The following is a 14,774-nucleotide window of genomic DNA, read 5'->3' as shown; positions in this document are numbered from 1 at the left end:
CCCTATGCTTTAGGGCTTATTCCAAAGCTTCCACCATTCTACATCAAATTCCATAAATAGGGTATATGAATTTTGAGACTATTATTTTTTTGTCATGATCATAATGCCTGTGGACCAATCTAATTTCACTTTATGAAAATCCCCTCTTTGATCAAGCATATCAATAAGTTCCACAACCTTCTCTCCGTGACCCTCAGGCCAATTCACTTGGGGATTAAGGTCATCAATAATATAAAGCCCAGCCGGTTCTACCATTTCCAGCACTTCCTCGACCAAATAGAATTTACCAGGCCATGTATCCGCAAATATAATATCAAACTTCTGATCTTTATTCTTCTCTATAAAGTCCCCGCCATCACAGACATGAAAATCGACTCTAGGATCTTGAATGACTTCAATGGCGATATTTGCGTATTGCTCATCGAATTCAACAGAAGTAAGTCTTGATTCCTGATCCATGCCTTCTAAGATCCAAGTTGTAGAATATCCAGCTCCCGTACCTAATTCCAAAATACGCGCCTTTGGTTTTGAAGAAACGAGTGACCGCAATAGACTCCCTGTCAAATTGTCACAAGACATCGTGAATCCTTTTTCTTTTGCTAATCGACTAACTTGCTCAGCTAATACGGGGATTGCTATATTTTTGTGATCATCCATAACTCCAACTCCCTTTTATTTAATATTTCTATAATATTCCATCATTTCCCATAGAGTCCAGTGTCAATTTATTTCTTCACATAAAAAAACCAGCCTTATGGCTGGTTTTAGAACCAACATATATGATTTCATTTAAATCATATTAGCTTTACAGGCAACCCGCTCTCTGCCGATTGATTCGCTGCTAATGTAACCTCAAGCGTTCGCATAGCTTCACGATAAGGCGCAAAGATCAGACTCGTATCTCCCGTACTAACCGCATGAATGAAGGCATCATCCTGTTGTTTATAGAAATTACCTGCACCCTGCCAAGTCATTGTTCCCTCAGGCTCCACGATCGTCAACTTCATACCATCAATGGAAAGCCTAAAGTTTCTGCCCATAATTTCGAAGGACGACCTGTCATCAGGCTGAGGGAGAAATCCGGTATCAATATGTCCGAGCGCCCCCGATTCGAACACAAGATTAACCGATGCAATATCCGGAGTGGTTATCTCTGGAATATCTTGATTTAACAGCAGCCCCATATCTGCATATACCTTCTGTACACCACCAGCCAAATACAGCATCAAATCCAAATTATGTGTCGTCTGCTCTACTAGCTGACCACCGGATTTGGAATGATCAATCCACCATGCCGTTGGAGGCAAACCACCGAAACGATAGGCTCGAACCATACCAATTTCTTTACCTACAAGATACTGCTTCGCACGCTGTACCACTTCCATATATCTTAAACAATATCCTGTGCTTGTAATGATTCCTGCTTCTTCGATAATCGCAGCCTTACGCCTTACTTGCTCCATATGAAGTCCAAGTGGCTTTTCGACCAGAAGATGAATCCCTTTACGAGCAGCGATCTCTTCGATCTCACCATGCGCAAATGGAGGCACGCATATGAACAATGCATCCAAGTTCTCTCTATCCAGCATTTCACGAACATCTGTGTAAGGTACTGCTCCATATTGCACAGCAGCCTTTTCTGCAACCGGAAATGCAATGTCGCATATGGCGACCAATTCAGCTCTTTCGTTAGCACTGATGTGTTTAAAATGTTCTGTAGCGATAATACCTGCACCAACCACACCAACTCTGATCATTGATAGTCCTCCTCATTATTTAAGATTAGCTGACCATTTCTCTGCACGAGCTTGAAGATCATTCAAGAATTTTTGAATATCTGGTGCATTTCCTGATGCTGCCTGACTGATAAAACCGTTAACTGCCGGAATAATATCACTCATAAAGAACGGATTCGCCTCATCCATTAATTCGGAGTGACCTACATCAGCAATTGCTAGTGCTTTCTTCGTAAACTTATCCTCTGCCGTTACAAAATCCGCATTTTTCAAGGTCGGCGTATTAGAGAACATTTCATACATATATTTTTGTGTCATATAACTTGTAAGGAACTTCATTACTTCCCATGATGCATCTACGTCTTTAGCTTTTTTCGCCATAATAAATGGATCCACCGCAACCCAGCCCTCACCTTTAGGTCCTACATTCATTACAGGCTCAAATCGATCCAAATTGTCTTTATTCTTCTTCGTTCGGTATTCACTCATTGCAGAACCGCCCGATGAATCGAGCGCAATCGCAATATTATTTTTTTCCAGACCAAAATTCTCGGCTCCTTGCCCATTCACAAAACCAGCTGGCGGAAGCTTCGATGCTTCTTTGAGCCATTCCATAACGTTCACCATCTCAGGGGAATTCAGATGCCACTTAATGCTCTTATTATCCTTTAAGGTCCCTTCTGCCCCCTTTGCTCCAAAAGCTAACGTTATAGCAACAAAGGTCGAACCATTCAGGGAGTTACCACTCCAATGCAGTCCAAAATTGTCCTCCCCTGTTTTTGGATTTTTGCCGGTCATTTTCTTAGCTTTCTCTAATATTTCCTGGACAGTTGGCTTCTCAGATAGGGCTTCAACACCCCAGTCCTCAAAGAGCTTCTTATCGTATACAACCATTCGGCGACCAAGAGCTACCGGAATGCCGAATTGCTTCGTTCCATCAGGTGATTTCGTACTATAAGAGTTATTCATGATCCCTTCTAGATAGGTGCTAGGATCAAATGTCTTATCTTTGGCGATTAGATCATCCAAATCACGCAGTAATCCCTCTTGGTACCACTGCGATGCAAATGCACCCGCTGTATAAAATATATCTGCATCTCCAGAGAGCAGCATCGCGGATTGCTTCGCCTTTACATTCTCCCATGGAATCTGATACACCTCTAGCTTGATGTTCGGGTACATGATCTTAAACGTTTTATCCAAATATTCATTCAGACCTATGGTTGGATTACCTGTTAATGCGTCGATCCCGTTATCGAGCTGCCACCCGGCTAGAGCAACGCGAACCGTTCCTTTCATATCAGACACTTGTTCAATCTTCACACCGCCAGTCACATCGATCTTTGAACCTCCCGAACAAGCAGCTAATGAAATAACGAGCACCAAGGATATGATGAGTAAAAATGTCTTTTTCATTTCCTTACACCTCCTATGGGATTGGCAATCCATTGCTCTTTACTGCTTAATTCCTGATAATGCGATGCTCTCGATGATGTAACGCTGAAGAAATAAATACACAACTATCACCGGAATGAGGCTAATTGTTGTAGCGGCCATAATAATAGCTGGTTGCTGATTTATACCATTGTTATAGGTGAACATAGCGAGGCCGATTTGAATCGTATATTTGGCAGCTGATTTTAGAATTAGGAGTGGCCACAACATGTCATTCCACACCCCAAGGAACAAGAGAATAATCATCGTAGCAATAATTGGAGTACATAATGGTAAATACACGCGACTAAAGACTGTGATCTCCTTCGCCCCATCTAGTACCGCCGCTTCTCTTAGACTGTTTGGGAGCTGATCAAAGAATGCTTTAGCTAAAAAAGTTCCAAATGCATAATTCATTGCAGGCAGATAAAATGCCAGATAATTATCCACCAGGCCTAGCTTGCTGAATAGCAGATACTGTGGAATCATTGTCATCTCGAACGGAATCATCATCGTACTTAACGCAAGCAACAACACCAGATTAGCCCCTTTAAAGCGCAGCTTCGATAACGCATACCCTGATAGCAGTGCCGAAAGCGAGCTAACAATAATGACACCTCCGCTAACAATGGCTGAGTTGCCGATATATTTGAACATATTGATATTTGTAAAAGCAACTTCAAACGTTCTAATTGATGGGTCTTCTGGCCAAATTTTCGGTGGAAAGGTAATATTAAGCCTCGCCCCCCAATCGAAGCTTGTCACTAGCATCCAGAGAAAAGGTACAATCATAAGAAATGAACCTAAAAACAGAACAACTGTTAACAGGAGTTGATTCATTGAAATCCTTCTACGCCTCGTCATTTTCTCAGTTAAAGTCGTATCCGCCATGATACCCTCCGATCTACGTATACTCAATCGATTTGCTAAGTCTCTAACTTAATCTAAACTGTCTTTCCGGCGGTTAAGAAGCATGAGGAATACGGTCAACATGAGTATCATTAGAAACAATAGATAGGACACGGCTGTCGCAAGCCCCATTTGAGAAGCCAAGAAGGCATTTCGGTAAATATAAAGTACAACCGTCATCAGACTTCCTCCTGGATTCCCAGCTGTGCCTCCAATTAGCCAAACATCCGTAAATCTTTTCATCCCACCGATCGTTCCCATAATAAGCATAAAAACAAAAATGGGTCGTAGATAAGGAATCGTTATATACAGCCACTTACGATAAGTACCAGCCCCATCCACTTCGGCCGCTTCATAAAGATCACGTGGAACACTTTGAAGTCCTGCAAGAAAAATAATCGTGTTATACCCGAGCGCTCCCCATAAGCTCATTAAGACGATACTATACTGTGAAACATCCGGGTTCGTGAACCAACCGACAGGATTAAGACCAATAAGGTTAATTATGAAGTTAATCAGTCCCTCTTTAGACGGGAAGAACAAGAATGAGAACAGAAGACTTGTAGCAACACCTGATACCACGTTCGGCAGGAAGTATACCGCTTTGAAAAAATTCCTTCCCAGATGCCACTTAAGATTGTTAATCATACTTGCAAGGATGAACGAGAGTGCAATACCAAGTAGTACGGACCATATTCCCATGACAAATGTATTTGAAAGCGCTTGCCAAAATATCGAATCCTGTAAAGCATAACTGTAATTGTTCAATCCCACCCACTTTCCATTCAAAGAAAGTCCTGATGTCTGGTGAAAACTCATAAAGAGAGCCGCGAACATAGGGTAGATCGCAAATGCAAGCACACCGATAATCAATGGAGCACTAAATAAGTAACCCATCCAATCATTTCGATTAAATCTGAATTTCCTTCTGGACAGACCGCTTGGGTTAGAATGCACTTTCTTTACTGGGGTGGATGACAAATACCTCCTCCTCCTCTCTTGAATGACAACCCACTGCACTGGAACACCAGATTACTTATCCTTTCTGTAAATGGTTATGAGGACGAAGCTAGATTATGATGTTTATTTATATGTAAATATTTCCCTTAACTAAAAGAAGCCTGCGGAAAAACACACAGGCTTTCATATCATTTCATTCCATCTGATGATCTTGCCACATACTTATAACAATAGACTGATGGTTAGTAAGTTAAACAAAGCTAACGGAAGAATGGGATTATAGGCGGGATACGGGGGTCTTGGCGGTGGGAAACCCGGATAGAATCCACGAGAACCACCATTATCAATATTAAGATATACGAATTTTGCGTCCACGCCTACTACGATTCCCTCGATCATCTCATTATCGACCGTCTGTATCCGCACTTTACGATTTACAGCGTTTTTGCACGTATGATGTACTTTTTCCTTGTGCTGCATCAATGAGTTCGCTGTATGTTGGTCGCATTGATACACGACTTGGTGAGTCGAGTATGTTGTCATATCGTCACTCCTTTGAATTATCCTTACCTCATCATATGCAGACGCCTAGCATAGGGTGTATTGCCTATAGAGAATCGTTTAGAGCATACTAAATTCGGGTAAATAAAAAATAGATCAAAGGAGGTTAACATCCATGATGGAAATTCAGTCAGATACAGGACGATTCTATATCAAAGAACAAGGAAAGAACGTTGCCGAAATCACTTTTACATCCCTCGGTAATGATGTTATTAGCATAGATCATACTTTTGTTGACTCTTCATTAAGGGGTAAAGGAATTGCCGAGAAGCTTATTCGTAAAGTCATCGATTATGCTAGAACAGAGAATTTGAAAATCAATCCCGCTTGCTCCTATGCAGCATATCATTTCGATAAATTTCCCGAAGATCGTGACCTACTACATTAATTGACGGACATCCCCCAAAACATATTGGCCACAAAAAAAGGGCTGTCCCCGATTTGTCATCAATGATGACGTGGAGACAACCCTTTGCTATTCACGATATTAAAAAATTCGGTTTGCACCATTATATTTCGGCCCCCAATAGGAACTGTTAATGTTCGCGATCGTAATTCCTTTACTTGTAGCCGAAATAAATTCATTATTCCCAATGTAAATACCTACATGCGAAGTTGAAACTTTATTGGTGATAAAGAATACCAGATCACCTTGTTTAAGATTGCTTTTTGAAACTGGAGTTCCATGGTTATCATGCATCGAAATGGAACTGTGCGGCAAGCTCACACCCATTTTGCCATATACATAACGAATGTAGCCAGAGCAGTCAAATCCTTGCGATGGAGAAGAACCGCCCCATACGTATTTAACACCTAAGTGTTTCTTAGCTTCAGTCACTACCCGGGCTCCTTTGGATGCGCTTTGCGCTGGAGCTGTCCAAGCTGGTTTATAGGTTTTGCCATCTGTACTCAACATAGCAATATTGTTCTTAGAATCCCATTTGAGCGTGAATCCGAATGTTTCGGTAACAAAACGAAGTGGAACGTATGAACGTCCTTCTACCACGCGCATCGTTGTGTCCATTCTAACTTGTTTGGAGCCAACAGTAGCAATGCTTGAACCTGACTTCAGTACAATTGTGGTACTTCCTTTTTTAATTGTTACCTTAACTATGTATGAGTTAACTTTCTCATATTTAACCGTTGCACCCAGCTTTTCTCCGATCATGCGAATCGGTACCTGCGTATATCCTTTTGCGTCAATAAATGGTTTCTGGTCCGGGAATGATACTAGTGAATCATTAATTTGAACCTTTATGGAAGACGTTGCGGCACTTGCAAAATTAGCACTAAGAGCGAATGATGAAGCAACAATCGCTCCGGATAATAGAAGTTTCTTCAGTATGTTATTCATGATGTTTTCCTCCTTGTTGCTTCCGAGGTTAGTTGCCGGATTCGGAAAGAGGTATTTCCTAGTTTATAAAAATAAACATTCACCCCAAAATTAAGATCCCCCGTACCAAACGTTATGCTCGCTTGGATTCAGCCATTAGTTATTCCAAGTTACTCATAATAAGGTAACACATCCAGCAAGACAATTTACGTCTAAATTGTGTCCGTTTCATGAAATTATGAATAGATTGTAACTATTTAAACGTAAATTGATACTTTTTCGATACCTATAACAACGTCAATGACTGGCTATTTTTTTAGAATTACTTCATATATCACCTTGACTTTCACCTATAAAAAAATTTATATTTATTTCATACCTTCTATTTAAGGAGAGATTTTGATGTCGGTGAGCGTTCTTAACTAACCAAATTTCATAAGACTGGAAATTTCTTGAATCATAGTCCGAAATGGCTATGTTTATTTTCTTGTGGATTTTTCCGTCTATGCAATTAGTTAAGAACTACGGATATCAATTGAAGCCCAGGATGTCTATCCTGTATATTGGCGTCTATTTATCCGTGCTGAGTGTTCAGCGCGGATTTTTTACGAGTATGCTGTTATTTAGTCGGCATATTCTAACCAGACATCGTATATGCAGGCAGACTTGTCTAAAGGCAGAGAGTGAACCTATGGTTCATTCTCTGCCTTTTTTTGTTGCCCGGGGCTGCTTCAGGAATGTATAAATCACAGAAAAAGGAGTTATGATCCGCATGAATTTAACCACTCTAAAACAACTTCAATACGATAAGGTGCAGCAAGACTTGGAACGATTCGCTGTTTCGTATGTTGGTAAAAGGCATATTCTTGAGATGAAACCACTAACCCAGCTTAAAGCTGTCCGCCATCAGCTTGATCAGACTGCGGAAGCTCGCACTCTTCTCCGTGCAGGTGCGAGTGTTCCAATCCCATCACTTGAAGGAATCGAGCCAGTTTTACAGTTACTTGGAACAGGATATGTGCTCAGTGAAAGAGATTTCACACACATAGTGCAATTTTTACGCAGCTGTAGGCAGCTCATTCGTTATATGACTAGCAAGAGTGAAATCGCTCCTACCATTGCCTCATACGCTTCCTCCATGTATGAGTTAACACCGCTTCTAACAGAAATTGAGCAATGTATTCACGGCGGTCGTGTTGTTGATGCAGCTAGTAAAGACCTGGCAAAAATTCGCAAGAAAATCATCGTGTGTGAAGAACGGATTAAACGCAAACTGGATAGCCTACTTCATAAACACAAGGATATTATGCAAGAGTCGCTGATCAGCAAAAGGAATGGACGATTTGTTCTACCTATTAAAAAAGAACATCGCAGACTGGTGAATGGCACTGTGCTTGATGAATCAGCAAGCGGTCAGACCGTCTATATTGAACCAACCGAAGTCTCTAGTCTTCAGATGGAGCTCAGTTATCTTCAATCAGATGAAGCTCGTGAAGAAACCAAGGTATTGAGTGAATTAACCGCTCTAGCTGAGAAATATAACCATGAACTGAACTTGAATACCGACACCGTAGGATTATATGATTTCATCATCGCAAGAGGAAAATATGCATTGTCGATCGGTGGAAGAGACGTTCAGCTGAACGATCAAGGTGTTATTTCACTTAAACAAGCTACCCATCCTCTGATCGGGTCTCACATGGTTCCGTTGGATTTTACAATCGGACACAATTATCGGTCTCTAATTATTACAGGACCGAACACAGGCGGTAAGACCTTGACACTGAAAACGGTAGGCTTGTTAACTTTGATGGTACAATCCGGCTTACTCATACCTGTAGAGGAGAATAGTATGTGCAGCGTATTTGAACATCTCTCCGTCGATATCGGTGATGGACAGAGCATTGAACATGCACTCAGCACATTCTCCGCTCATATTAGAAATGTTAAACACATTCTAGATACCGCCAACGGCAAAACTTTGATTCTGTTAGACGAAATGGCTTCAGGTACAGATCCTGGAGAAGGGGTTGGACTTTCTATCGCTGTGCTCGAAGAGCTCTATCGCCGAAAATCAACCGTGGTGGTAACGACTCATTTTACCGAAATCAAGAATTTCGCCACAATGACATCTGGTTTCGAAAATGCACGAATGGAATTTGATACGGAAACACTAGAACCGAAGTACCGATTAAAGATCGGAGAAGCCGGTCAGAGTTACGCTTTCGTTATAGCCGAAAAATTAGGTATCCCATCTTCTATCATCACTCGCTCCCGCCAAATATCAGAAGCAGGGCGAACCCAGGAAGGTACAGTATTCACGAAAGACAGTAAGTCTGTGAGTGAAAAAGACACAACAATCAGTGGTATGACACTTGACTCCACTCCTGCAGATCATATGATTAAGGACACATCGTCACTAGAGAAAGCTTCGGCGCCACTTCATCAACTAGAAGACAAAATTGAACGTCAAGCGGATCATGATGATAATCCCGCTCCTGCTCGGTCACTTCCTTCCTATCAACTAGGGGATAGTGTATACGTGTCATCAATGAACCGGACAGGTGTTGTCTACGAAACGATTGATTCTCGCGGCATGGTGGGTGTTCTTATACAGAAACAAAAATTCAAAATCAATCACAAACGTCTCAAGCTGCATATTGCAGGCAAAGATTTGTATCCGGATGACTATGATCTGGACATCGTTCTCGAAAGCAAAGAAAATCGCAAAAAGCGAAAGCTCATGAATCGAAAGCATGTCGAAGGACTAACCATTGAAACAAAACCAGAACACTAAGAATGAGGCGAGAAGCTCCATATGCACAAGCTGTGGCAATATACGCAGTAAATGTTGTACAATAAAGCTTAAATGACTATTTGAAGGATGGTTTTCAACATGTATGTAGCTGATGATTGGAAAGATTATGAAGTTATAGATACGGGAGGCGGAGAAAAGCTTGAACGCTGGGGTGATGTGATTCTGCGTCGTCCGGATCCGCAAATTATATGGCCTCTAAAGAATGATAGTGGTGTATGGAGAAATGTGCATGGTCACTACCACCGCAGCTCGTCAGGTGGCGGTAATTGGGATATGAAAAAGCAACTTCCTGAGCGTTGGAGTATCTCTTACGATCAACTCAAATTCCATATTCGCCCGACAAACTTCAAGCACACCGGCTTGTTTCCTGAGCAAGCTGCGAACTGGCGCTGGATGATGAATAAAATTGCTGATGCACAGCGTCCAATTCGAGTTCTAAATCTATTCGCATACACAGGTGGAGCAACGGTCGCTGCGGCATACGCTGGAGCACAGGTTGTTCACGTCGATGCCGCTAAAGGTATGGTCCAATGGGCGAAGGAGAACTTGGCTTTATCTGGTTTGGCAGACCGTCCTGTTCGGTTCATTACTGATGATGTATTTAAATTCGTACAACGCGAGCAGCGCCGTGGTAATAAATACGAAGCCATTATTATGGATCCCCCTTCTTACGGTCGTGGACCTAGCGGAGAGACTTGGAAACTGGAACAAAGCTTATACCCGTTCCTTGAGAGTTGTTTAGATATTCTATCTGACAATCCACTCTTCATGCTGATTAACTCGTATACAACAGGCATATCACCAACCGTATTGAAGAACATGCTCTCTATGACCATGCAACCAAGATACGGCGGCAGCATTAGTGCAGGTGAGATTGGACTTCCAATAACCAACTCAGGCCTGAATCTTCCGTGTGGTATTTTGGGTCGCTGGGAATCTTAGTGCCTATGACTCACATGAAAGATAAATATCCAGATATCCCAATCCTGTATGAGGATAATCATGTACTAGGCGTCAGTAAGCCTGTAAACATCCTCTCTCAGGAGGATTCCTCCGGAGATCCGGATATGCTGACGATTTTGAAGGATGACATAAAGGTTCGTTACAACAAGCCCGGGAATGTATTCCTTGGACTCGTTCACCGTCTGGATCGCCCAGTTGGAGGCGCTATGGTCTTCGCGAAGACGTCAAAGGCTGCTTCTCGCTTGTCAGAAGCTGTTCGTAGCCGGAATTTTCGCAAGCTATACGTAGCTGTAGTGCACGGAAGAATGAAAAAGCCGACCGGACGACTAATCGATACGCTTTACAAAGACAGCCGCAGCAACACAGTCAGCGTCGTTCCTAAAGGGACTGAGGGCTCTAAGGAAGCAATACTTGACTATACTGTTCTTGAGACAGCAGGCGCTATGAGCCTCGTTCTAGTTGAGCTTCATACAGGCAGACCTCATCAGATTCGTGTCCAATTCAGCCATGCCGGCTGCCCTCTTTACGGAGATCAAAGATATGGAAAAGGGTTCAACAAAGCTGGTCAGCAGATTGCTCTTTGGTCAGCGCTTGTTGGATTCCCACATCCGGTCACAAAGGAAGAGATACGCATTGAATCGACTCCTCCTGAGATACATCCATGGAATTCATTTGATACTGCTCGGATCCTTGAAGAGTTAAAGAACTACCAATAGACCCTTACACAAGAACACCCCTGTAAGATCGAGAGATCTTACAGGGGTGTTCCTATTTCATCAGGTTAACACTCCTTGTAGGAGCGATTCATCCCCTCGTTGTACCCCCTACCCTAACCAGCTTCCTGCGGAGCAGCACTAACTTTACCCAGCAGATAAACGAGGAGCTGTTGATTATGTGAAGAGATGCGGTTAAGAACATGTGATAAATAATCTTCTCTAACTTGCATCCCTCGCATTACCTCTGCTCGTCCACGTTCTGAGATTGTAACCCAAACGATTCGTCTATCTTTTTCGTCGCGTTGCCTGATAATCAAATCATTCTTCTCCATCCGGTCAAGCAGCATCGTTACAGCAGCCGGGCTTGTTGCCAAATAAGGTATGAAGTCAGAAGGCTTCATTCTCTTCTGTTCCTCTAATACTTCCAGCACTGTGAGCTGAGCTTCAGTCAATGCAGGTGCAAGACCACTCTCCATATGAAGTCTATAATCCTTGGCCAGCTTAGACCATACTTTTGCAAATTCGTTCGTATGCATCATCATTAACTCCTTCCTCTCCATGAAAAAACTACGAATAATCAGCTTAAAGATTACAGTTCAGCGACCAGAATTTCCGGTATTTTATATGATTAACTTTCGTGCCAAAAGCTTCTTTTTCCTGCTATTTTTGATAAAAAATATAATCTCTAAGCATCCGACAAATGCCGCTAACCCTTTACTGACAAGCTTTTTCAGACATCTCACACATTCGACAAGAGCCGTGCAACTCTCCCATCAAACCTTCTTCAGCATCAAAAAGGACACCAAATTCCATAACAGGAATTCGGTGTCCTTTAGTGCAGTAAAACTCTATTGTCTACTTAACAAAATTGTTTTTAATCTGAAGAATTATGCTTTAACTCAGGAGTCAGAAGTAAGTCTGTGATCTCACCGTTCTTACCGACATCGGCTAACAGCTTACCAATCGATTTACGTTCATGAATCGGTACTTTCTCAGAATCAATAGCAAAGGCAGTACCTTCTCGGCTGTACGCCATAATTCGAAGTGGTTCCCTACAATAGAATGCTCCAACGATCCGACTACCATTCGGTTTCACACGCTTGCCTTCCTTGAATTCAAAGGTGACGATACCTTTTCCACCTCTGCTCTGAGTAGGATAGTCAAGGAGTAATGAGCGTTTACCATATCCTAGATCGGTCATGGTCAATATTTCACCTTCATCCTCCATTACCCATAAAGCAGCTGTTACTTCATCACCCTCACGTAACTGAATACCTCTTACGCCGCCAGAGACACGTCCCATAGTGTTAACCTCTTGCTCTTGGAACCGAATACTCATGCCATCTTTAGTAAATAGCATGATATCCTTCGTTCCGTCACTTAAAGTTACAGTAAGCACCCGATCCTCTGCTGCAACTTTTGCTGCGGCAACAGCGCCAGTCCGTTTCGTAGCGTATTCCTTGAGTTCCGTCCGTTTCACTTGGCCTTTCCGAGTCACGAAGACAAGCGTCTTCCCTTCTTCTTCGATATTGGATACCGGGATGACAGACACAATCTCATCTTCTTTGGCCAGTTGTATGACGTTAACAATAGCTGTGCCCGCCTCTTTCCACTTGTACTCTGGAATCTGGTGCACGGGTAGAAGGAAGTATTGCCCTTTCTGTGTGAAAATTAACAGATTATCAAGGGTGTTTACCTCTAGCACACGGGTGACATAGTCACCTTCTTTTACGCCTGAGCTGTCAGGCTCCCCACCTGAGCGATTAAATGACAGCATGCTCGTACGTTTGATGTATCCGTCATTCGAGAGCGTGACAAGTACATCCTCAGCTGCAACCATCACCTCAAGATTCACCTTAATCTCTTCTACTTCTTCCTGAATTAATGAACGACGATCAATACCATACTTATCGCGAATTTCCATCAACTCTTTACGAATAACGGAAATCAACTTCTTGTCATTGTCCAAAATCGCGCGAAGACCCTCGATTTTTTTCGTCAACTCATCCAGTTCCTTCTGAAGTGAATGAATTTCCAGGTTGGTCAGACGATAAAGCTGAAGGGTCAGTATGGAATCAGCTTGGCGTTCTGTAAATCCAAACATCCATTGCAGGTTATTCTGTGCGTCTTGACGGTTCTTGGAGGCTTTAATTGCCGCAATAACCTCATCTAATATATTAAGAGCCTTGACTAGGCCCTCTAATACATGCGCACGGTCTTCCGCTCGTTCCAGCTCATATTGGGTCCGGAAGGTAACAACTTCGCGCTGATGGGCAATATAGGCCTCTAACATCGCCTTTAGACCAAGCTGCTGCGGAGTTTTATTAACGATCGCAACCATGTTGGAGTTGTAAGTCACTTGTAGATCTGTTTTTTTGAAGAGATACGCAAGAATACCGTTCGCATCTGCGTCTTTTTTCAGCTCTACAACGATCCGTAGGCCTTCGCGTCCGCTCTCATCCCGAACTTCTGCAATACCATCAACCTTTTTCTCGATACGGATGTTCTCCATCGCTGTGACAAGACGTGCTTTAACAACTTGAAATGGAATTTCGGTAATGACAATTTGCTGCTTACCACCACGTAGAGATTCAATATCTGTCTTCGAACGAAGATAGACACGGCCTTTGCCTGTCCGATAAGCGTCCTGAATCCCCGTCCCCCCCATAATAATACCGCCAGTTGGGAAGTCCGGACCTTTAATGAATGTCATAATTTCATGAAGCTCAATATCTGGCTTTTGCATTACAGCGATACAAGCATCAATTACCTCGCGTAAATTATGAGGTGGAATCTCGGTAGCAAAACCAGCAGAAATCCCGCTCGTACCGTTTACTAGTAGGTTCGGATAACGAGAAGGAAGGACAACCGGTTCTTTAGCCGTATTGTCGAAGTTATCCTTAAAGAGCACTGTCCGTTTCTCGATATCTCGAAGCAATTCCATCGCGATCGGTGACAGACGTGCTTCGGTATAACGCATTGCTGCAGCTGGGTCATCATCCTGAGACCCCCAGTTACCGTGTCCGTCTACGAGAACATGTCCCATCTTCCACGGCTGTGCCATACGAACCATACCCTCATAGATTGAAGAGTCACCGTGAGGGTGATAGTTACCCATAACATCCCCGACCGTTTTGGCGGATTTACGATACGGTTTATCCGGTGTGTTGCCGGAATCGTACATGGCGTACAGAATACGGCGCTGTACAGGCTTTAGACCATCACGCACATCAGGTATCGCACGGTCCTGAATAATATATTTAGAATACCGACCAAAGCGGTCACCCACAATCTCTTCTAGAAAGGCCGGTAAAAACTGTTCTGATAAACTCATGACTTCACCT

General features: G+C 42.8%; 14 protein-coding genes and 1 riboswitch. Of the genes, 5 read left to right on the top strand and 9 right to left on the bottom strand.

From position 1 onward, the window contains the following. Positions 1 to 81: 81 nt before the first annotated feature. The 6 genes from ACK8P5_RS10630 to ACK8P5_RS10605 form a co-directional block, all read right to left on the bottom strand. A complete protein-coding gene (locus ACK8P5_RS10630; RefSeq protein ID WP_422660904.1) occupies positions 82 to 657 on the bottom strand; it encodes an O-methyltransferase in 576 nt (191 codons plus the stop codon). Positions 658 to 794: 137 nt separating this feature from the next. Continuing rightward, positions 795 to 1,757, bottom strand: a complete 963-nt coding sequence (locus tag ACK8P5_RS10625) for a Gfo/Idh/MocA family protein (RefSeq protein ID WP_422660903.1) — start codon at positions 1,755 to 1,757, stop codon at positions 795 to 797. Positions 1,758 to 1,772: 15 nt separating this feature from the next. Beyond that, entirely contained in the window at positions 1,773 to 3,152 is a 1,380-nt protein-coding gene (locus tag ACK8P5_RS10620) for an ABC transporter substrate-binding protein (protein WP_422660902.1), read from the bottom strand. A gap of 39 nt (positions 3,153 to 3,191) precedes the next feature. Then, entirely contained in the window at positions 3,192 to 4,034 is an 843-nt protein-coding gene (locus ACK8P5_RS10615) for a carbohydrate ABC transporter permease (protein ID WP_422661437.1), read from the bottom strand. A 75-nt stretch (positions 4,035 to 4,109) separates the two neighbouring features. Further along, on the bottom strand, positions 4,110 to 5,060 hold the full coding sequence (locus tag ACK8P5_RS10610) for a carbohydrate ABC transporter permease (protein WP_422660901.1): 951 nt from the start codon (positions 5,058 to 5,060) through the stop codon (positions 4,110 to 4,112). A gap of 201 nt (positions 5,061 to 5,261) precedes the next feature. Beyond that, positions 5,262 to 5,582: a hypothetical protein gene (locus ACK8P5_RS10605; protein WP_422660900.1), complete on the bottom strand. Its 321-nt coding sequence runs from the start codon at positions 5,580 to 5,582 to the stop codon at positions 5,262 to 5,264. A 109-nt stretch (positions 5,583 to 5,691) separates the two neighbouring features. Between ACK8P5_RS10605 and ACK8P5_RS10600 the strand changes: the two genes are divergently transcribed. Then, complete coding sequence (locus ACK8P5_RS10600; protein ID WP_422661436.1) at positions 5,692 to 5,988, top strand: GNAT family N-acetyltransferase; 297 nt, start codon at positions 5,692 to 5,694, stop codon at positions 5,986 to 5,988. 99 nt (positions 5,989 to 6,087) lie between these two features. Here the strand turns inward: ACK8P5_RS10600 and ACK8P5_RS10595 are convergent, their stop codons facing one another. Continuing rightward, entirely contained in the window at positions 6,088 to 6,954 is an 867-nt protein-coding gene (locus ACK8P5_RS10595) for an NlpC/P60 family protein (RefSeq protein WP_422660899.1), read from the bottom strand. Positions 6,955 to 6,956: 2 nt separating this feature from the next. Further along, positions 6,957 to 7,098, bottom strand: a riboswitch (cyclic di-AMP (ydaO/yuaA leader). A 304-nt stretch (positions 7,099 to 7,402) separates the two neighbouring features. Between ACK8P5_RS10595 and ACK8P5_RS10590 the strand changes: the two genes are divergently transcribed. From ACK8P5_RS10590 to ACK8P5_RS10575, 4 genes are all read left to right on the top strand, one after another. Continuing rightward, a complete protein-coding gene (locus ACK8P5_RS10590; RefSeq protein WP_422660898.1) occupies positions 7,403 to 7,678 on the top strand; it encodes a hypothetical protein in 276 nt (91 codons plus the stop codon). Between the two features lie 27 nt (positions 7,679 to 7,705). Further along, positions 7,706 to 9,730 (top strand): endonuclease MutS2, encoded by a 2,025-nt coding sequence (locus ACK8P5_RS10585; RefSeq protein ID WP_422660897.1) that lies wholly within the window; start codon positions 7,706 to 7,708, stop codon positions 9,728 to 9,730. A 99-nt stretch (positions 9,731 to 9,829) separates the two neighbouring features. After that, positions 9,830 to 10,693: a class I SAM-dependent methyltransferase gene (locus ACK8P5_RS10580; RefSeq protein WP_422660896.1), complete on the top strand. Its 864-nt coding sequence runs from the start codon at positions 9,830 to 9,832 to the stop codon at positions 10,691 to 10,693. 5 nt (positions 10,694 to 10,698) lie between these two features. Beyond that, positions 10,699 to 11,430, top strand: coding sequence for an RluA family pseudouridine synthase (locus ACK8P5_RS10575; protein ID WP_422660895.1), 732 nt, complete (start codon positions 10,699 to 10,701; stop codon positions 11,428 to 11,430). Between the two features lie 113 nt (positions 11,431 to 11,543). Here ACK8P5_RS10575 and ACK8P5_RS10570 read toward each other — a convergent pair whose 3' ends face one another. Beyond that, positions 11,544 to 11,966: a MarR family winged helix-turn-helix transcriptional regulator gene (locus tag ACK8P5_RS10570; RefSeq protein WP_422660894.1), complete on the bottom strand. Its 423-nt coding sequence runs from the start codon at positions 11,964 to 11,966 to the stop codon at positions 11,544 to 11,546. A 338-nt stretch (positions 11,967 to 12,304) separates the two neighbouring features. After that, positions 12,305 to 14,764 carry a DNA gyrase subunit A gene (gyrA, locus tag ACK8P5_RS10565; protein WP_422660893.1) on the bottom strand — a complete coding sequence of 820 codons (2,460 nt, stop codon included), beginning with the start codon at positions 14,762 to 14,764 and terminating at the stop codon, positions 12,305 to 12,307. Positions 14,765 to 14,774: the final 10 nt, after the last annotated feature.

The organism is Paenibacillus sp. EC2-1 (assembly GCF_049311625.1).
Lineage (GTDB): Bacteria > Bacillota > Bacilli > Paenibacillales > Paenibacillaceae > Paenibacillus_AQ.
This window is presented reverse-complemented; position numbering and strand designations above follow the sequence as displayed.